16 protein-coding genes are annotated in these 18,690 nt (G+C 41.2%); 11 read left to right on the top strand and 5 right to left on the bottom strand.

The window, feature by feature from the left end:
- Positions 1 to 96 precede the first annotated feature (96 nt).
- Together D6856_RS09420 and murC are read right to left on the bottom strand one after the other, a co-directional pair.
- Positions 97 to 1,194, bottom strand: a complete 1,098-nt coding sequence (locus D6856_RS09420; RefSeq protein ID WP_243114064.1) for a DnaD domain protein — start codon at positions 1,192 to 1,194, stop codon at positions 97 to 99.
- Positions 1,195 to 1,486: 292 nt separating this feature from the next.
- Entirely contained in the window at positions 1,487 to 2,881 is a 1,395-nt protein-coding gene (murC, locus tag D6856_RS09415; RefSeq protein WP_120686662.1) for a UDP-N-acetylmuramate--L-alanine ligase, read from the bottom strand.
- A gap of 255 nt (positions 2,882 to 3,136) precedes the next feature.
- Between murC and D6856_RS09410 the strand changes: the two genes are divergently transcribed.
- The 3 genes from D6856_RS09410 to spoVG are packed head-to-tail and all read left to right on the top strand — an operon-like array spanning position 3,137 to position 5,846.
- Positions 3,137 to 4,405, top strand: a complete 1,269-nt coding sequence (locus tag D6856_RS09410) for a glucose-1-phosphate adenylyltransferase (RefSeq protein WP_092247548.1) — start codon at positions 3,137 to 3,139, stop codon at positions 4,403 to 4,405.
- A gap of 1 nt (position 4,406) precedes the next feature.
- Positions 4,407 to 5,525, top strand: coding sequence for a glucose-1-phosphate adenylyltransferase subunit GlgD (gene glgD / locus D6856_RS09405; RefSeq protein ID WP_120686661.1), 1,119 nt, complete (start codon positions 4,407 to 4,409; stop codon positions 5,523 to 5,525).
- A 36-nt stretch (positions 5,526 to 5,561) separates the two neighbouring features.
- Positions 5,562 to 5,846 carry a septation regulator SpoVG gene (gene spoVG / locus D6856_RS09400; RefSeq protein ID WP_120686660.1) on the top strand — a complete coding sequence of 95 codons (285 nt, stop codon included), beginning with the start codon at positions 5,562 to 5,564 and terminating at the stop codon, positions 5,844 to 5,846.
- A gap of 89 nt (positions 5,847 to 5,935) precedes the next feature.
- Here spoVG and D6856_RS09395 read toward each other — a convergent pair whose 3' ends face one another.
- Positions 5,936 to 7,069, bottom strand: coding sequence for an Ig-like domain-containing protein (locus D6856_RS09395; protein WP_158588892.1), 1,134 nt, complete (start codon positions 7,067 to 7,069; stop codon positions 5,936 to 5,938).
- 184 nt (positions 7,070 to 7,253) lie between these two features.
- Positions 7,254 to 8,621 carry an Ig-like domain-containing protein gene (locus D6856_RS09390; RefSeq protein ID WP_120686658.1) on the bottom strand — a complete coding sequence of 456 codons (1,368 nt, stop codon included), beginning with the start codon at positions 8,619 to 8,621 and terminating at the stop codon, positions 7,254 to 7,256.
- A gap of 275 nt (positions 8,622 to 8,896) precedes the next feature.
- Here D6856_RS09390 and pth point away from each other — a divergent pair, with 275 nt between their 5' ends.
- From pth to D6856_RS09355, 7 genes are all read left to right on the top strand, one after another.
- Entirely contained in the window at positions 8,897 to 9,466 is a 570-nt protein-coding gene (pth, locus tag D6856_RS09385; RefSeq protein ID WP_120686691.1) for an aminoacyl-tRNA hydrolase, read from the top strand.
- Positions 9,466 to 13,023 (top strand): transcription-repair coupling factor, encoded by a 3,558-nt coding sequence (gene mfd, locus D6856_RS09380; protein ID WP_120686657.1) that lies wholly within the window; start codon positions 9,466 to 9,468, stop codon positions 13,021 to 13,023. Before pth ends, mfd begins: the two co-directional genes overlap by 1 nt.
- Before the next feature lie 108 nt (positions 13,024 to 13,131).
- On the top strand, positions 13,132 to 14,322 hold the full coding sequence (locus D6856_RS09375) for a pyridoxal phosphate-dependent aminotransferase (RefSeq protein ID WP_120686656.1): 1,191 nt from the start codon (positions 13,132 to 13,134) through the stop codon (positions 14,320 to 14,322).
- Between the two features lie 21 nt (positions 14,323 to 14,343).
- The gene (locus D6856_RS09370) at positions 14,344 to 15,000 is read left to right on the top strand and encodes a phosphatase PAP2 family protein (protein ID WP_120686655.1); all 657 of its coding nucleotides are present in this window, start codon (positions 14,344 to 14,346) and stop codon (positions 14,998 to 15,000) included.
- Between the two features lie 181 nt (positions 15,001 to 15,181).
- The gene (locus D6856_RS15270; protein ID WP_199704134.1) at positions 15,182 to 15,904 is read left to right on the top strand and encodes a DUF6465 family protein; all 723 of its coding nucleotides are present in this window, start codon (positions 15,182 to 15,184) and stop codon (positions 15,902 to 15,904) included.
- A gap of 149 nt (positions 15,905 to 16,053) precedes the next feature.
- Complete coding sequence (locus D6856_RS09360) at positions 16,054 to 16,599, top strand: prolyl-tRNA synthetase associated domain-containing protein (RefSeq protein WP_120656242.1); 546 nt, start codon at positions 16,054 to 16,056, stop codon at positions 16,597 to 16,599.
- Between the two features lie 31 nt (positions 16,600 to 16,630).
- The gene (locus D6856_RS09355; protein ID WP_120686654.1) at positions 16,631 to 17,104 is read left to right on the top strand and encodes a GNAT family N-acetyltransferase; all 474 of its coding nucleotides are present in this window, start codon (positions 16,631 to 16,633) and stop codon (positions 17,102 to 17,104) included.
- On the opposite strand, the gene D6856_RS09350 is transcribed toward D6856_RS09355, so the two are convergent.
- Positions 17,088 to 17,669, bottom strand: a complete 582-nt coding sequence (locus D6856_RS09350) for a hypothetical protein (protein WP_120686653.1) — start codon at positions 17,667 to 17,669, stop codon at positions 17,088 to 17,090. The two genes, D6856_RS09355 and D6856_RS09350, sit on opposite strands and share 17 nt — an antisense overlap.
- Before the next feature lie 152 nt (positions 17,670 to 17,821).
- Here D6856_RS09350 and D6856_RS09345 point away from each other — a divergent pair, with 152 nt between their 5' ends.
- Positions 17,822 to 18,604, top strand: a complete 783-nt coding sequence (locus D6856_RS09345; protein ID WP_120686652.1) for a metallophosphoesterase — start codon at positions 17,822 to 17,824, stop codon at positions 18,602 to 18,604.
- Positions 18,605 to 18,690 lie beyond the last annotated feature (86 nt).

Genomic DNA, 18,690 nt, shown 5'->3' with positions numbered 1-18,690 from the left:
GCACGTGTTTTGGGGAAGGCTGTGTGCCGCCGCCAAACCAAAGTACAGGGCTTGCTTTTGTGTAACTCTTACCGATTCCCCAACCGAATAAGAGTCTTAATTGTCCAGAAGTTTCTTTTCGAGCTCGGCAAAATCATATGTATTTTGCTGGAACTGATTGAAACGGTTCTGGGCGCCGCCGTGGCGAATATATGATTCGTCAGAGCGGAGTTTGCTGTCAATGGATGACACGGAAGCCTTCGATTTCTTTTTGCGAAGATCGGCGGTAAAGTCAGCATCTAATCTGGCAATGTCCTCCCTTGTTTTAACCTTACTCTCATGCCAGCTTCGAAGAATGCCGTCGCAATATCTAAGGCGATTCTTCTGTGTAGCCAGAACAGTGCGGTCGCAGGCTTCCATGATAATATCCATTGAAAATCCCAACTCCCCACGCCAGGAACGGATAAAGTTTCCTTCCTTCTCAGTGGGGCTGTTTTCCATACCGAGTGCTTTCATGATCTCGACGATTTCGGGATCACGTTTGTAATTTTCCACGCGAGCCTGTTTTGGCGTTTTGATGCCTTGCTGAGCCCAGTTTATAGCCACCTTTTCTACATACCTGAAATCAGCTTTATGATTATCGACGCAGTATTGCATCAGATAGTCCAAAAGATCATCGGAAAACTTCAGTTCATCTTTGATATAGAACAGTGTCATGATCTCTGTAGAAGTAAGAGGTCTGTTGAAATACTGTTCTGCCGGAAAGAGAATGCTGGACTCCGAAGACTGCTTGAATGAACGAAGCTGTGCTGCAGAGTAGCTTGGCTTTTCGGGAACACCGTCCGTAGCTTCATGTTTGATAGAAGAAACGGGCTTAAGTACGGTTTCGCTCTTTCTTGCCGAAACCTTCACGGGAGAAGTGATATCCTCCATGTGGATGCCTGTGAGATTACCCATGGCATCATATTCCAAGCTGATCAGTTCTTTCTTTTCCCAATATTTGAGTGCTCGTATTACATCTTTTTCTGTATGGTTAAATTTATCTGCCAGAGCCGAAACACTGGTGGGTAAATTTGCATTCATCATTCTTAGCAGATAAAGATAAATCTTAATCTGCGCATCATTGGCATCTTGCATATATTCATCAATGAATATATTGGAAACATTCGTTGAATCCTCCCCAAGATTATGACTTATAGTTACACGCCCCATCATCTTAATTAATCACCTGCTTTTTATTTTTCATCACAGGTTCGATTATAGCATGGTGATTTTTTAAAAGATATGGGAAAAGTGACGAAGAAATCCAGTAGCAGAGCGCATTTCGGGATTTTTATATTTCTTGTGGACAATGTGGATAACGTGGATTATTTATTGGAGATAAAATAAAAAACAGCCAAACCGCGCTGATGCCCGATATAATTACCTGAGCATAAAGCGGTAGGCTGTTATCCACCGAAAAAGATTTACATATAGTTCAAACTAAAAGTGGATATGTGGATAAGTATTATTTACCAAGGAGCTCATCCCCGATTTTAACGACATCTCCGGCACCCATGGTTATCAACAAATCTCCTTTAGTGCAATTTTGCAAAAGAAATTTTTCTATTTCTCCAAAGCCCTGAACAGTAGGAAAATAATTGCATTCATGACCAAGTTCAACTATCTTGTCGCGAAGAGTTCTGGAGCTGATTCCGAGGTTATCGGTCTCTCTTGCGGCATATATATCTGCAAGGATAACGTGATCGGCAAGAGAAAGAGCTTCAGCAAACTCATTTAAAAGAGCTTTTGTCCTCGTGTAAGTATGAGGCTGGAAAACGCACCAGATTCTATTGTGAGGATAATTCTGTGCTGCGGTGAGAGTTGCTTTGATCTCGGTAGGATGGTGAGCATAGTCGTCTATTATGGTAACGCCGTGAATATCACCCTTGTGTTCAAATCTTCGGCTTGTTCCGCCAAAGAGAGAAAGAGCTGTGATCATATGGTCTTCGTCAATTCCGAGAACATTGCTTACTGCAATGGCGGCAAGTGAATTGTAAACGTTGTGAATGCCGGGAACGGCAAGCTTTATATCCAGGACTTTTCCTCCGGGCATATGAGCCTTGTAGGAAGGATTGCCTTTTTCGTCGTAAGTAATATCAGTTGGATAGTAATCAAAAGAATCCTTGGAGCCGTATGTGATCACGTCACAAGTTAATCCGGCTGTGATCTCATCTACATTGTCAATGTCACCGTTGATAACAAGAGTTCCGTCCTCCGGAAGAAGAGCGGCAAATCTCTTAAACGAATGTCTGATATCATCAAGATCCTTGAAGAAATCAAGGTGATCTGCATCAATGTTGGAAATTACACTGATCTTTGGGAAGAAGCTAAGGAAACTGTTAGTGTATTCACACGCTTCGGTTACAAAGAAGTCAGAGCTTCCGACTCTGATATTTCCGCCGATATCCTTGAACACGCCACCGATAGAAAGAGTAGGATCTGTGCCTGCTTCAAGAAGGATCTTGGAAAGCATCGAAGTGGTTGTTGTCTTTCCGTGAGTTCCGCTAATGGCAACGGGAAGCTTATACTCCTTCATGATCTGGCCGAGCAGTTCCGCTCTTGTAAGCATAGGTATCCCTGCATTCTTAACCGCAATGAATTCAGGGTTGTCGGGGTGAACTGCTGCTGTATAAACAACTGCATCTATATGTTCCGAGTTCTCAATATTTTCTGCACACTGGCCGTAAAAAACGGTAACGCCGTTATCACTGAGAGTTCTGGTCATAGCAGATTCTTTTGAATCAGAACCTGAAACCTTAAAACCTTTCTCAATGAGAATATGTGCAAGCCCACTCATGGAAATGCCTCCGATTCCCATGAAATAGATGTGGACAGGCTTATTAAAATCAATAGTGTACATGATGATCCTCGTTTCCTTTTTTCTGATTAATAATAAAGATATAACGGAATATATTCTAACACTTATTTACTTAAAGTCAAAAATTTATTAATGAAGGGATTAAGCGAAAAAACAAACAAAACAGTATCATATTTAGCTTAATAATGATATACTTTTATATATAAAAGTATCTTTTTTCTTATGAAAGACAGACAGCTGGTTTGGTGATTCAACTACACTAGAACTTACGACTTGAATTGCAACATGAGGTGGAACATGATAAAGAAGGAAATGATCGCCATGCTACTGGCAGGGGGCCAGGGTAGCAGACTGGGAGTGCTGACAGCCAATATGGCTAAGCCGGCAGTATCTTTTGGGGGAAAGTACAGGATAATTGACTTTCCGCTTAGTAACTGTATTAATTCCGGAGTGGACACTGTGGGTGTCCTTACACAATATCGTCCGCTCAGACTTAATTCTCACATTGGAATAGGTATACCGTGGGATCTGGATCGTAATTTCGGTGGAGTAACTGTGCTTCCGCCTTACGAAAAGAGTGCCAACAGTGAGTGGTATACCGGTACAGCCAATGCTATTTACCAGAATCTTGAATACATGGAAAACTATGATCCGGATTATGTGCTGATTCTCTCCGGAGATCACATATATAAGATGGATTATGAGACCATGCTTGATTTTCATAAGGCAAGTAACGCAGACGTTACCATTGCCGTTATGCCTGTGCCCATCGAGGAAGCTTGCAGGTTCGGAATCATGATCACTGATGAGAACAAGAGGATTGTTGATTTTGAAGAAAAGCCCGAGCATCCCAGGAGCAACCTAGCTTCTATGGGTATCTATATCTTTTCATGGGAAGTATTAAAAAAGGCTCTTATAGACAATAAAGATCTTCCGGGACTTGATTTCGGTAAGCATATTATTCCTTACTGTAAGGAAAAGGGACAATCTCTTTTTGCTTATGAATTTGATGGATACTGGAAGGATGTAGGAACACTTACTTCATATTGGCAGGCCAACATGGAGCTTATAGATATCGTTCCCGAGTTTAATCTCTACGAAGAGTATTGGAAGATCTATACTTCAAGCGGCATTCAACCGCCACAGTATCTGGGACCCGACAGCGCTATGGAAAGGTGTATAGCGGGCGAGGGATGTGAGATATACGGTAAAGTATATAACTCGATCATCGGTCCGGGTGTAAAGATAGGAAAAGACACTGTGGTCAGCCACTCCATCATAATGAACGAAACAGAGATTGGGGAAGGCTGCAACATAGAAAAGGGTATAATCGCCGAGAAGGTTAAGATAGGAAACAACGTGCACATTGGTGCATTTGAAGAAAAGCCCAACGAAACAAAACCGGGCATTTACTGCGAGGGGATCTGCACAATAGGAGAGAAATCCGAGATTCCCGACAATGTAACCATCGGAAAGAACACCATGATCTTTGGAAAGACATCTTCGGAAGATTATCCGGACGGTGTTTTGGACAGCGGAAGAACACTAGATAAGGCAGGTGATTGACATGAGGGCGATTGGCATTATTTTAGCGGGCGGAAGCAGTAGTAGAATGCAGGAGCTTTCCAAGAAAAGAGCCGTATGTGCGATGCCTGTTGCAGGTTTTTACAGAAGCATAGATTTTGCTCTGAGTAACATGACAAACTCTCATATTCAGACGGTTGCGGTATTTACTCAGTACAATGCGGGAAGTCTTAATTCACACCTTAGTTCTTCAAAGTGGTGGGACTTCGGAAGAAAGCAGGGTGGATTGTATGTTTTCACACCGGCAGTTAAGGCGTCCGGAAACCTGTGGTACAGAGGAACCGCGGATGCGATAGCTCAGAACCTTGATTTCCTCAGAAGTTGCCACGAACCGTATGTAGTAATTACATCGGGTGACTGTGTGTACAAGATGGATTTCGGTAAGCTTTTGGAATATCACATCCGGAAGCAGGCAGATATAACCGTTGTATGTAAGGATATGCCGGCATCTTTTGACACCGAGAGATTCGGTACGATAAGGATGAACGAAGAGAGCAGGATTGAGGATTTTGAGGAAAAACCTGTTGTATCAAGATCAAATACAATCTCCTGCGGTATATACGTTATCCGAAGAAGACAGCTTATTGAGCTTATAGAAAGAGCTGAGGAAGAAGAAAGATACGACTTTGTTAGAGACATCCTTGTAAGATACAAGGATATGAAACGTATCTACGGATACAAGATAAAAGAGTATTGGAACAACATTGCTTCGGTTGATGATTATTTTAGGACCAATATGGATTTCCTAAAACCTGAAGTAAGAGAGTACTTCTTTAGAGAGTATCCCGGAATCTACACCAAGATAGTAGATCTTCCGCCGGCCAAGTACAACGTCGGAGTTAACGTTAAGAACAGTCTTATATCGAGCGGCTGTATCATAAACGGAACCATAGAAGATTCGGTGATATTCAAAGGAGCTTTTGTAGGCAATAACTGTTATATTAAGAATTCTATCATCTTGAATGATGTTTATATCGGCGACAACACGCATATAGAAAATTGCATTGTAGAGAGCCACGGTACGATCCAAGCGAACTCGTACTACAAAGAAGATAACGGCATCAAGATAGTGGTAGAAAATAATGAACGCTATGTAATCTAGTTTTCTAGATCAGATTAACCAAGAGGGGGTTACACGATGAAAATTACAGACGTCAGAGTAAGAAAGGTTACCAAGCAGGGCAAAATGAGAGCAGTTGTATCTGTTACATTTGATAATGAATTCGTTGTTCATGACATCAAAGTAATAGAAGGCGAGAGGGGCTTGTTCATCGCTATGCCGAGCAAGAAGTCTACGGACGGCGAGTACAGAGACATAGCTCATCCCATCAATTCGGATACCAGAAAGATCCTGCAGGATACGATCCTTGAGGCTTACGATAAAGCCGCTGTCGAAGAGGGCGAGGAAGAGCCTGTATTATAAAATTGAAAATATAAGCATTAAAAATAGGCTGATGCTGAAGATAGAATCTTCAAGCACCGGCCTTTTTTTTAGTCTAATTCTTATAGAAATTAATTGTTATAAAGGTTTTCAAAGTAATATTCGAGTTCAGGGAAAACTACAGATAAGATACCATTTTCCGAATTATCATCAATATCATAGAAATAATCTTCGCCTGCAGTTAGTGTGGTATCACCAAACATCAGTTTGATGTGATGATTGCTTTTGGTTGCATCTTCGCAGAATTGTATTGTCAACTCTTTCTTATCTTCCGGAGCAATGTTGTTGTCTGTAAGAACATAGTCCACGAAATTCGGGATGGTTACAGTTATCACATCATTCTCAAAATTATATTGACTATTTTGACCATCTTCAAAAACAAGGCTACCATATTTTACAGCTGTAAACTGAGGAGCATTAACACCGTCAACATTGTAATTCAATGACAGACCGGGAAGATCGTTCGGTCTGGGAACAATAATCTCACATGTGGCTGTATAATCTCCGTCTTCAGATGTAGCAGTGATGGTAGCGCTTCCGTAGTTAGCTATATCAGCATAACCATTATCATACATTCTTACAACAGAAGGATCGCTACTGGTATATGTAAGATTTTTGTTTGTTGCAGACTCTGGATAGAAATTGATAGGAAGCTTTTTGTAATCGTATCTGTCTAAAGTATATGAAGGCTCGGCAAATGAAATACCCTCTAAGTAAGTTACTTCGGATTTTGGTAATACTTTAATTCCATCCAATCCATAAGACATACGGTATTCATTCTCGGAAATATTAAGCTTGGTTTCGCCCAAAAAATGAATGTTATGAAGTGTTAAATAGCCACCATTAATGGTGATTTCAGAGTTTTCGCCGGGATAATAAAGATTGTCCACATCGACTTCTCCACCGTTCATTATGAAAAATCCGTTATCAGAGTAATTGCATAAACTTGGGCCGGTTTCGGGAATACTGATTTTTCCGTCGTTTACTATGAAATTTCCTTCTAATTGTTTTGCCACGAGCACGCCACTGTTTATGGTAATTGTCTCGGTTCCGTTGGATACTAAATTATCCCAATAGCCCGGACCGGGTAATCCAAGAGTTAAGCTTCCACTGCCTTCGATTGTCAAATCATGACCGGTTAATGATATCTTCGTAAGCCTTTTATCCGTATCAAGATTAAGGATGGTATTTTCCTGAAGTTCCAATACTTGGTCATCTTCTAACTCGCTTAAGTTTATGCGTGTCGGTTCTGCTGCTTCCGCCGGCACCTTTAAGATTATTAGTGCCATGGCCAATGATAAAACAAAGAAAGTGATCTTAGAAATTTTTTTTCATTGAATTTCTCTTTTATTTTATTCAGAAAGTTATGTGTGTCTTATTCAATAGTTTTTAGTGATTATCATTCCAAATGTAATCGTCAAGTCCGGTGATAACAAAGCAGCTGGAATCATCATCTGTATTTGTGCTGTAGTCAACGAAGTAGTCGGTACCTTCATTCAGAGTGGAGCCATCATAAATAAATTTTAATGTTGGCTTTTCGCCATTATCATAATCGCTTAATTCAATTTTTAATCCGAGAGTTCTGTTCAAGCGCTCCTCGGAATATTCGGAAGCCGGATAATCTTTATCTAATGTAGGATCGCTGTAAATCCAAAGGTAGTCATCCATTCCTAATATTGCAACCTTTGATAAACCGGTTTCTTCGTCACTTCCAAATCGTAGAACATAATCACGTTGTTCATATATAGGAGAGCCGTTATAACTTATATTTACGGATGGAGTATTGCCATTATTGATCAATTCAATCTTTAGACCAAGATTGCTTCCTTCGTCGCCCTCGGGAACAGTTACTTCGCATGACGCCTCATAATTACCGTCTTCGGTTTTGGCAGTGATAACAGCGGTGCCGGATTTGATGGCGAAAACTTGACCGTTATTATCAACGTATACAGCGTCTTTATTACTGCTACTCCATACTATTTTTTTGTTTGTGGCGTTATCGGGTGTGACATTAGCAAAAAGCTGGAAAAATTCGTATCTTTTAAGTGTGAGTGATGTTTCATTAAGCGAAACTCCTGTTACGAGATTCACTTCTGACTTAGGGACTATTTTTAATAATTGATAGTGAGTACCATCATAGTATCCGGAGTCTAACCAGCTGAAGCCGTCGTCATGGCGTTCAACAACAGCGCCCCAAGGAAATTGAATGAATTCGTTATCGCTGATGACAATATCATTAGATTTAATGTATCCAAAGCTTTCAAGGATTCCATCGTTTATAGTAACTGTTGAGCCTTTTTCGTCATAATAGATTCCGGAAACGCTTACTTTACCTCCGTTCATGGTGAAAAAACCATTTTCTTCAAAGCTTCGTATACTACATGATACGTTTACGATTCCACCGTTTATTTCGTAGTTGCCTTCAAGATCGCAAAATGATGTTATTGAGCCACTGGTTATTGTTGTTTTGCAATTGCCAAATACATATATACCCGAATAACAGGCGCCGCCATCAAGCGTTAGCGATCCGTCACCTTCGATTATTAAATCGCAATCTGTCAGTTTTATTTCCGAAAGCGTTTTGTCGGTATCAAGATTCAGAATTGTATCTTCCTGAAGTTCCAATGCCTGTCCTTCTTCAAGATCACTTAAGTTTATTACTGTCGGTTCGGCTGCCTCTGCGGGCAGTTTGAACAGTATCAGGGAGAACATAAAAGATAAAGCCAAGATACTGATCTTAGAAATACTTTTTTTCATTGAATCCCTCCTCTAAAATGAATTTGTTGGTATTGCAGCTACAATAAGATAATAGTAGCATAATTTAGCGAAAATTATATGAAATTATGTTAATTATTTATACAAATAAAACAAAACTAATTACGGAATACTTTAGGAATCATATTGGCGCCGTGGTATGATATTATAATTGTACGGAATGCCTGAATAAGGCGTATTGTAATATTGGAGGAGATGTAGTAGTGTTGGGTTTGTTAAAAAGACTATTCGGAAATAAAGAAGAGGAAACAGGCAATATGATAGTGATAGCGGGACTTGGAAATCCCGAAAAGAAATACTTTGGAACAAGGCACAACATCGGTTTCGATGTGATCGATGCCCTTGCGACCAAATACAATATAGAGCTGACAGAGACCAAGTTTAAAGCGGCGTATGGTAAGGGAAGAATAGGAAGTCAGAGAGTCATCCTAGCAAAGCCCCTTACATATATGAACTTAAGCGGAGAAGCCATCAGGCCTCTTTGCGATTACTTTAAAGTAGACACAAAGACTGAACTCATAGTCATATCCGATGACGTTGAACTTGATGAGGGTAATATCAGAGTAAGACCCAAGGGAAGCGCGGGCGGACACAACGGCCTTAAGAATATAATCAAGCTTCTTGGACACGACGAGTTCTCAAGAGTGAGAGTCGGTGTCGGAAAGAAGCCTAAGGAATACGATATGGTGAACTGGGTTCTAGGTCACTTTGAAGGAGAGGCAGCAGTTCTTATAAAAGAAGGAAAAGAAAGAGCTGTCGCAGCGATAGAAGAGATAATTGATAACGGTGTGGACAGCGCCATGAATAAATACAACGGGAAGAAATAATGAGAGCGATCACGAGTCCTTTAAAGGAACTTAAAGAATTTGATGAAATAAATGAATATCTCAACAAACCCTTCGCCTGCGCAGAGGTGACGGGCTGTGTTGATTCGCAGAAGCTTCATTTCATAGACGGACTCGGCGCTGATTTTAAGTATAGGATCATAGTCACTTACAGTGACCTCAGGGCAAAAGAGATCTATGAGGACTACAAGTTTTATGATAAGAATGTCACTGTGTACCCTGCCAAAGACCTTATCTTTTATCAGGCGGATGTTCACAGTAACGAAGTTGTAAGACAGAGGATCCGCTGCATGAGAAGACTTCTTGAGGGACGTCCCGTCACGGTTGTGACTACTTTTGCGGCCCTTATGTCTCCGCAGATAAAACCCGAAGTTATCAAAGAGAGTATATTAAGCATCGACAAGCACAGACCCATAGACGAAAGAGAGCTTGCCAAGAAACTTGTCGCAATGGGATATGTTCGTAACTATCAGGTTGAAGGTCCCGGCGAATTCTCGGTTAGAGGTGATATCGTTGATGTCTTTGATCTTACCGAAGATAATCCATACAGAATAGAGCTTTGGGGAGATGAGATCCAGTCGATCAGAAGCTTTGACATCTTATCGCAGAGATCGCTTGAAAAGCTTGAATCCATAGAGATCTATCCCGCATCCGAGATCATCCTGGATGATGAGCGCCTTGAAAAAGGAATGCAGAGGATCGAGGAAGAAACGGACACAGCTTACGAGGCCCTTCGAAAAGAGTTTAAGACCAAAGAAGCACATCAGCTTAAGAAGCTTACCGAGGAACTAAGAGAACAGCTTTTTGAGCTTCATTCCATGGTAAATCTTGAGAGCTATATCAGATATTTTTACGACGACACCGTTACGATGCAGGAGATGTTCCCTAAGGGAAAGAGCTGCATCTTTATTGATGAACCGCAGAGAGTATTTGAGCACGCAAGTGCAGTTGAGCTTGAGTTTAAAGAGAGCATGACCCACAGAGCCGAGAAGGGCTATGTCCTTCCGGGCCAGATGGACATCCTTTATTCTGTAGATAACTGTATCGCAAGAATGGAAAACGGAAGAAGAGTTCTTATTTCCGCGCTAGCGATGCCAAAGAGTCAGAACGCATTTAATCCCGAGAAGAGCTGGGATATCAGGGCGAGAAGTGTAGCGCCCTACAATAACAGTTTCGATTCCCTTGTGTCCGATCTTAAGAACTATTCCAAGAACGGATACAGGGTTCTTATTCTGTCCGGATCAAGGACAAGAGCTAAGAGGATCGTAGAAGATCTTCGCGATAATCTTGTTACCGCATTCTACAGTGAAGATCCCGGAAGAGTTCTAAGACCGGGCGAGATAATGACCTACTACGGAAGGATACTTAAGGGCTTTGAGTATCCGGATATTAAGTTTGCGGTCATCGCAGAGAGTGATATTTTCACCGAACACGTTAAAAAGAGAAAGAAGAAAAAATCAAAATACACCGGAGAAAAGATCTCCGATTTTGCCGACCTTAAGATTGGCGACTACGTCGTTCATGAAGAGCACGGACTCGGAATCTACAGAGGTATAGAAAAGGTTGAGACCGATCATGTTGTCCGTGATTACATTAAAGTTGAATACGGCGGCGGAGGAAATCTCTATATTCTCGCGACCGGCCTGGGCGTAATACAGAAATATGCTTCAGGCGGAGACTCAGAGACGGGCCACAAACCAAAGCTCAACAAGCTTGGAACACTTGAGTGGACACATACAAAGAGCAAAGTTAAAGCAGCCGTTGAAGAAGTTGCTCAGGACCTTGTCGATCTCTATGCAAAGAGGCAGCAGACCAAGGGCTATGAGTTTAGTAAAGATACCGTTTGGCAGCAGGAGTTTGAAGATTCTTTCCCGTATCAGGAGACCGAAGATCAGATGACGGCTATTGAGGACACCAAGAGGGATATGGAGTCTTCAGTTATCATGGACAGACTTATATGCGGAGACGTCGGATTCGGAAAAACAGAGATCGCGATCCGCGCTGCGTTCAAAGCTGTACAGGACGGAAAGCAGGTCGCAGTACTTGTTCCGACGACAATCCTTGCGCAGCAACACTACAACACTTTTGCTGAACGTATGAGAAACTTCCCTGTAAGAGTCGATCTAATGTCGAGGTTCAGAACTGCTTCCGAACAGAAAAAGACGGTTGAAGATCTTAAGAAAGGTCTTGTGGATATCGTTATCGGTACGCATAGACTTCTTTCAAAAGATGTTGCTTATAAAGATCTCGGACTTCTTATCGTCGATGAGGAGCAGAGATTTGGCGTAACACACAAAGAAAAAATAAAGACATTGAAAGAGAGTGTTGACGTTCTTACACTGACGGCAACGCCTATTCCGCGTACGCTCCACATGTCACTTGTCGGCATCAGAGAGATGTCTGTTCTTGAGGAAGCACCCAACGACAGACTTCCGATCCAGACTTATGTCATGGAGTACAACGATGAGCTTGTGAGAGAAGCTATTGTAAGAGAGCTTGCAAGAGGCGGTCAGGTCTACTATGTATACAACAGGGTAAATACGATCGCGGATACAGCGGCGCAGATACAGAAGCTTGTCCCGGAAGCCAATGTCGCTTTTGCTCACGGACAGATGAAGGAATCCGAGCTTGAAAGGATCATGTATGATTTCATAGACGGAACGATCGATGTACTCGTATCGACAACCATCATTGAAACGGGACTTGATATTCCGAACGTAAATACAATGATCATTCACGACTCGGATAAAATGGGACTTTCTCAGCTCTATCAGCTAAGAGGAAGAGTAGGTCGTTCCAACAGAACTGCTTATGCATTCCTTATGTACAAGAGGGATAAGATGCTAAAAGAGGTTGCGGAAAAAAGACTTTCTGCGATCAGAGAATTTACGGATCTTGGTAGCGGTTTTAAGATCGCGATGAGAGACCTTGAGATTAGAGGTGCGGGAAGCCTCCTTGGAAAAAAACAGAGCGGACACATGCAGGCTGTTGGCTACGACATGTACTGCAAGATGCTCGAGGAAGCAGTAAGACATAAGAGAAGCCTTGGCGGAGATGATACGGAAGAAGTATTTAATACTTCGATCGATCTGGATGTCAGCGCATTTATTCCCGACACATATATACTAAACGAAGAGCAGAAGCTTGAGATATATAAGCGTATAGCGAGTCTTGAAAATCAAGGTGAGTGTGATGATATGAAAGATGAGCTCATCGACAGATTCGGAAAAGTTCCGGACACCGCGACAAATCTTTTGCGCATTTCACTTCTTAGAACAAAGGCACATTCTCTTTTTATATATGAGATCAAAGGTGGCAACGGAAAGATAGAGATAAGCGTCAGCCCGACTGCCAAGATCAAAGCGGAGAACATCCCTGCGTTCCTTGATTCCTATAAAGGGAAGATGGTTTTCCATACAGCCAAGACACCCGTCTTTGTCTATAAGTATGTGAAGGATAAAAATACGAACAAGGCAGAGCGTCAGCTTTTGGATGATGCTGAGAGCATCGTTGCAAAGATGGAAGAGCTACTTCTTTGAAGATGTGGTATTATGTAAGGCAGATGTTTTTCATTTAGAAAAGAAAAATTTATGGCGAAATTTCTTTTGCCCAAATTATATTAAGTAGTACGGAGGAGATCGGAAGTAATGATTAACGAAAGTTTCAAGAGTATGCTCGGAGCTAAGTCCGTAATAAGAGAGCTTTCAGAGTATGCTACTGCAAGAGGAAAAGAGATCGGATACGAGAACGTCTTTGACTTCAGTCTCGGAAATCCCAGTGTTGAAGTTCCCAAGGAATTCACAGAAGAGATGATAAGACTTCTTCAGGAAGAGAATACCATGACACTTCACGGATACACACCAAGTCTTGGTAATCCTTTATACAAAGCGGAGATAGCTAAGTCACTTAATGAGAGATTCGGAATGAACTACGGTCCCGAGCACATCTTCCCTACAACGGGAGCTGCCGGCGCGATCGCTCACGCTGTTCGTGCGATAACAAAACCCGGAGATGAAGTGATCGCATTTGCACCTTTCTTCCCCGAGTACGGACCTTACATCACAGGAGCAGGTTGCAAGCTCAGCATCGTTCCAGCTGATACAACAAGCTTCCAGATCAATTTCGAGAAGTTTGAAGAGATGTTGAATCCCGGAGTAATGGCTGTTCTTGTGAACACACCCAACAATCCTTCCGGTGTTGCATATTCTACACAGACACTTACAAAGCTTGCTGAGATACTTACAGCTAAGTCAAAAGAGTATGGACATGTCATCTACCTTATGTCAGATGAACCATACAGAGAGATTGTGTTCAAGGGTGCTGATGCTCCTTACGTATCAAAGTTCTACGACAATACTTTGAGCTGCTATTCATTCTCCAAATCACTTTCACTTCCCGGAGAAAGAATCGGTTATGTTGCGGTCAATCCTGCTTGCGAAGGCGCTGAGTTCATCGTTCCCATGTGCGGACAGATCTCTAGAGGAACAGGACATAACTGTCCTCCTTCTATCATCCAGATGGCAGTTGCAAAAGTTTGCGGCATGACAGCGGATCTTTCTGTTTACGAGACCAACATGAACATCATCTACAACACACTTGTAGAGCTTGGATTTGAAGTGGTTAAGCCCGGCGGAACTTTCTACATCATGCCCAAGGCACTTGAAGAGAACTCAATCGAGTTCTGCAAAAAGGCCAAAGACTATGATCTTATCTTTGTTCCGACAGACGGATTCGGAGCACCCGGATATTTCAGAATGGCTTACTGCATCGATACCGAAAAAGTAGAAAGAGCTATGGAAAGACTTCGTAAATTTGTAGCAGAGGTTTATGGAAAATAATTTAAAGGTGGTAGTTTAAATATGAATAATAAAAAGACGACAAAACCTTTTGTGTTTTTTGTTATAACCGTTGTATATACATTGCTTATCACATTCGTTGACAGAAAGCCCGTCGGCGCGGAAGGAACAAGCGTAGGCTTTTCTTGTTTCAACACAGTGATACGTGATGCGATAGGACTTAATGTTATGTGGGACAAGATCACGGATGTGTTTATGCTCATCGCAGTTCTTGTTGCATTGTACTTTGCAGTGATGGGACTTCTTAGTCTGATCAGGGAAAAGAGTCTTCTTAAAGTAGATAAAGATCTCTATGTGCTTGCCGGAATTTATGTTGTGATCGCAATTCTTTATGTTGCTTTTTCAAAGATACCGATCAACTACAGACCTTTTCTTTCACCCGGAGAGACTGAGCTTGAGACATCATTTCCATCAACACACGTACTTGTTGTAGGAACTATTTTAAGTACTGCAGTTATTAATCTTAAAAAGAAAATCGAAAATCAAAAACTTATAAAAATAATTACTTATGTTTCTGTTTTTATTATCGTGATGACTGTGATCGGAAGACTTCTTTCGGGTGTTCATTGGTTCACTGATATAGTCGGCGGAGTGCTGATGTTTCTTACACTTACGGCAGCTTATGCTTCCGTGGCAGACAGGGTTTCTTCAAAAGATTGAACTAAATAATTAGAAAAAATGCGGCGCTGTGTTTTGTGATGACCTCGAAACACAGCGCTGTTCTTATGTGCGGACGTTGACAATGTATCAAAACAAGCGTAAACTATATTACGTAACTACTTTATTGTTATAACGAGCTATAAAAAACATAATGTTTTTTCTTATTGAGGAGGATGAATAAATGGCTGAGATTAACAAACCCGAAGCTACTATCAAGCCTGTTGCAACAATCAAGACACCTACAGTTACAGCAGAGGTGAAGCCTGCGGCAGCACCTGCTAAGCCTGAAGTAAAGGCTGAAGCAAAGAAGCCCGCTGCAAAGAAACCTGCAGCAAAGAAGACAACAGCTAAGAAGTCTACTGCAAAGAAGACTACTGCGGCTAAGAAGACAACCGCAAAGAAGACAACAGCTGCTGCTTCTAAGACTACAGCTACAAAGACAGCTGCAAAGAAAACAACAGCCAAGAAAGCTACAACAGCTAAGAAGGCAACAACAGCTAAAAAAGCTACAACAGCTAAGACAGCTGCAAAGAAGACTACAGCCAAGAAAGCTACAACAGCTAAGAAAACAACAGCAGCTAAGAAGACTGCTACAAAGGCTACGGCAGCAAAGAAGACAACAGCAAAGAAAACTACAGCTAAAAAGACAACGGCTAAAAAGTCTACTGCAAAGAAGACTACAGCTAAGAAGGCCGTTACCAATATGAAGGTTAATATCGAGCTTCAGTATTCTTACAAGCATCTTCCTTACGATGATATCGTTGCATGCGTAAAGGAAAATTATAAGAATGAGATGGCCGGAGATGTTAACGGTATCAAGAAGCTCAGCATTTATATCAAGCCCGAAGAGAATGCAGCATACTATGTTGTAAACGATAAGGTTCAGGGCAAGGCGGATATCTAAAAAAGATATTTTTGATGACCCGAAATATTTGAGTTTTGATCATTATAATGGCAACTATCCAAGCGATTGGGTAGTTGCTATTTAATTTCAATAAAAGTGGTAGAATATAACAGGACACAAGATTTTGCATAAATGAAAGGAATCGCAAGATGGAATTATTTGACGGAAGACCCGATAGCACAGAAGGAAGACTTTCAAGAGAAGTTCGCACTTATGATTTTCTTGATAAGCTTGGAATAAATTATAAGAGAACAGATCATGCTCCCGCAGACAATATGGAAGCATGTAATGAAATAGATAAGGTGCTTGAAGTTATTATTTGCAAGAACCTTTTTCTTTGCAACAGACAGAAGACAAAATACTATCTTCTTATGATGCCCGGGGATAAAAAGTTTAAGACAAAAGAGCTTTCGTCTCAGATCAACTCAGCAAGACTTTCATTTGCGGATGCAGATGATATGCTTAAGTTTCTTGATATCGAGCCGGGCGCTGTCAGCATCATGGGACTCATGAATGACAAGGAGCATGCGGTTCAACTTCTTATTGATGAAGATGTAAAGAAGGGTGAATACATTGGATGTCATCCATGTGTATGTACATCAAGCCTCAAGATCAAGACAGAAGATATCTTTAATAAGTTCCTGCCCGAAGTTGGACATGAACCCATGATCGTGCATCTGGTTGGTGAAGATTGAAGTATATGATGAAAAAAAGAGGTAATCTATAATGAATTACCGTGAGATTGAGAAAAAAGACAATAAAAAGATCGCTGCTCTTATAAGAACAAGTCTTAAAAGTTTCGGGCTCGATATTCCCGGAACAGCGTACTATGACGAGGGGCTAGATCATTTCAGCGAGCTGTATGGAACAGATGACAGCAAATATTTTGTTATTCTTGATGAGTTTGATAATGTGATCGGCGGCGTGGGTTTTTCTAAATTTTCGCCCATGAAAGATACCGCCGAACTACAAAAGTTATATCTGGATGACTGCGCAAAAGGCAAGGGACTCGGATATGAGATGATGAAGCTTGCAGAAGATAAAATGCGTGAAGCCGGATATAAGTTTTCATATCTTGAAACGCACAGTAACCTGCAAGCTGCTGTTCATCTATACGAGAAGTGCGGATATACAGAAATAGAAAGACCTGAAGAAGTCGGACACAGTACGATGGATAGATTCTTTATGAAGAAGCTTTGATTCTTTCGTCGTACGCTTTTAAATACAATGACTTTTCATATTTCGAAAAATCATTTGATTCCAGATCTCTTATCCTATAAAAGAAAGAGTAGTTTTCATCAAGCCATGTATTGACATCATTATAAAAATCTATGGATTCTTTATCTTCATCCATTTGCTTGTAATAGTTATTTACGGTCTGCATCTGGAGCACGCCGTTTACGGCTCTTCCGATCCTTCCTATATTCGGAACGGCGTTTCCGTCTTTTAAACGCTGCGGATTAATAGTGAATACATAAACATGTCCGTCGCGCTCTGCCATAAATCCGTGAGCAAAGTTGTTTGATAAACCAATGCATCTGAATGCAACTATAAGACCGCCAAGTCCTAAAACGGTAACGATTATGAGAACAATGATACCGACGTTTGTAAGACCGCCATGCGAATCTGTAAGAGATTTATTATTTATCACAAAGGCGGCGATGCCTCCTATAAAGAGGAGAATGCCTGTAAGTGCGATCATTCCCAAGCTGTCCGGAACGTTTTTAAAGAAGTATACTTTTAGATCTTTTTTGTTTTCACTCATAAATAATGTCTCCAATCATCAAGCGCTAAATAATCTGTTATTTTTTATCATTAGAATTTTATCACAAATACAGTGATGAAACTAAAACAAAGTGTATAATGTTTACTTAGAGTAAATGCTTTTAGCATATTTCAGATTAAAGGAAAGACAACATGGCGACATACGTAATATCAGATCTTCACGGGCAATATAAAATGTTTTTAAAGCTACTTGAGAAAGTGGCTTTTTCTGACGCGGACGAATTATATATGCTCGGTGATGCGGTGGATCGCGGACCCGACGGAATAAAGATCTTGCAGCATGTGATGAACTCTCCCAACATGCATTTTCTTTTGGGAAACCATGAGGTCATGATGCTTGAAGTGCTTGATCCGCGCGGAAGCGCCAAGTCTGATATAAGCGGTTATCATGGACCGGAAGCTGACAGATGGCTTTGGTGGAACGGAGGCGACAGGACATTCAACAAGTACAAACGCCTCAAGAAGGAAGAGCGTGTGAAGCTTATGGACTGGCTTTATTCCTGTCCGCTTTCATTAAAGATAGAAGTAAATGAAAAGATATTTCTTTTAACCCATACGGCGTTTTTGCCTGACAAGATCAATATACCTTTTAAAGAGATGAATGAAAATGATGTGAATTACATCGTTTGGAATTCTCCTTTCAGGCCGGACCTTTATAAGGATATTCGCGATTATATCTACTACAAGCCGTGGACGTTTATCATTGGTCATGTTCCCGCATGTTACATGGCAGATATCGTATACGGCGAAGGCGAGCATGAGCTTTCGTCTTTTACCGTAGAGAATGTGATCGATATAGACGGCGGCTGCGCAAGCGGCGGGAGAGATAATAAAGATTCAAGAGGAGCTATCCTCTTGAGACTTGATGATATGAAAGAATTTACGATAACTTTTGCTGAAACGGATAAAGGGTGAAGTCTGCGCTTTTTTCTATGGGATTTTGAATCCGTCTTGATTTTCTTTACGAATGATCTGTCAAAATAAAATGATGCTATAATGCA

Origin of the sequence: Butyrivibrio sp. XB500-5, assembly GCF_003625505.1 — a bacterium.
In the GTDB taxonomy this organism is placed as follows: Bacteria; Bacillota; Clostridia; order Lachnospirales; family Lachnospiraceae; genus Butyrivibrio.
This window is presented reverse-complemented; position numbering and strand designations above follow the sequence as displayed.

What these genes read in the sequence shown, in the direction of transcription:
- D6856_RS09420 (WP_243114064.1), bottom strand. Translation starts at nt 1,194, where the DNA reads ATGATGGGGCGTGTAACTATAAGTCATAATCTTGGGGAGGATTCAACG.
- murC (WP_120686662.1), bottom strand. Translation starts at nt 2,881, where the DNA reads ATGTACACTATTGATTTTAATAAGCCTGTCCACATCTATTTCATGGGA.
- D6856_RS09410 (WP_092247548.1), top strand. Translation starts at nt 3,137, where the DNA reads ATGATAAAGAAGGAAATGATCGCCATGCTACTGGCAGGGGGCCAGGGT.
- glgD (WP_120686661.1), top strand. Translation starts at nt 4,407, where the DNA reads ATGAGGGCGATTGGCATTATTTTAGCGGGCGGAAGCAGTAGTAGAATG.
- spoVG (WP_120686660.1), top strand. Translation starts at nt 5,562, where the DNA reads ATGAAAATTACAGACGTCAGAGTAAGAAAGGTTACCAAGCAGGGCAAA.
- D6856_RS09390 (WP_120686658.1), bottom strand. Translation starts at nt 8,621, where the DNA reads ATGAAAAAAAGTATTTCTAAGATCAGTATCTTGGCTTTATCTTTTATG.
- pth (WP_120686691.1), top strand. Translation starts at nt 8,897, where the DNA reads ATGATAGTGATAGCGGGACTTGGAAATCCCGAAAAGAAATACTTTGGA.
- mfd (WP_120686657.1), top strand. Translation starts at nt 9,466, where the DNA reads ATGAGAGCGATCACGAGTCCTTTAAAGGAACTTAAAGAATTTGATGAA.
- D6856_RS09375 (WP_120686656.1), top strand. Translation starts at nt 13,132, where the DNA reads ATGATTAACGAAAGTTTCAAGAGTATGCTCGGAGCTAAGTCCGTAATA.
- D6856_RS09370 (WP_120686655.1), top strand. Translation starts at nt 14,344, where the DNA reads ATGAATAATAAAAAGACGACAAAACCTTTTGTGTTTTTTGTTATAACC.
- D6856_RS15270 (WP_199704134.1), top strand. Translation starts at nt 15,182, where the DNA reads ATGGCTGAGATTAACAAACCCGAAGCTACTATCAAGCCTGTTGCAACA.
- D6856_RS09360 (WP_120656242.1), top strand. Translation starts at nt 16,054, where the DNA reads ATGGAATTATTTGACGGAAGACCCGATAGCACAGAAGGAAGACTTTCA.
- D6856_RS09355 (WP_120686654.1), top strand. Translation starts at nt 16,631, where the DNA reads ATGAATTACCGTGAGATTGAGAAAAAAGACAATAAAAAGATCGCTGCT.
- D6856_RS09350 (WP_120686653.1), bottom strand. Translation starts at nt 17,669, where the DNA reads ATGAGTGAAAACAAAAAAGATCTAAAAGTATACTTCTTTAAAAACGTT.
- D6856_RS09345 (WP_120686652.1), top strand. Translation starts at nt 17,822, where the DNA reads ATGGCGACATACGTAATATCAGATCTTCACGGGCAATATAAAATGTTT.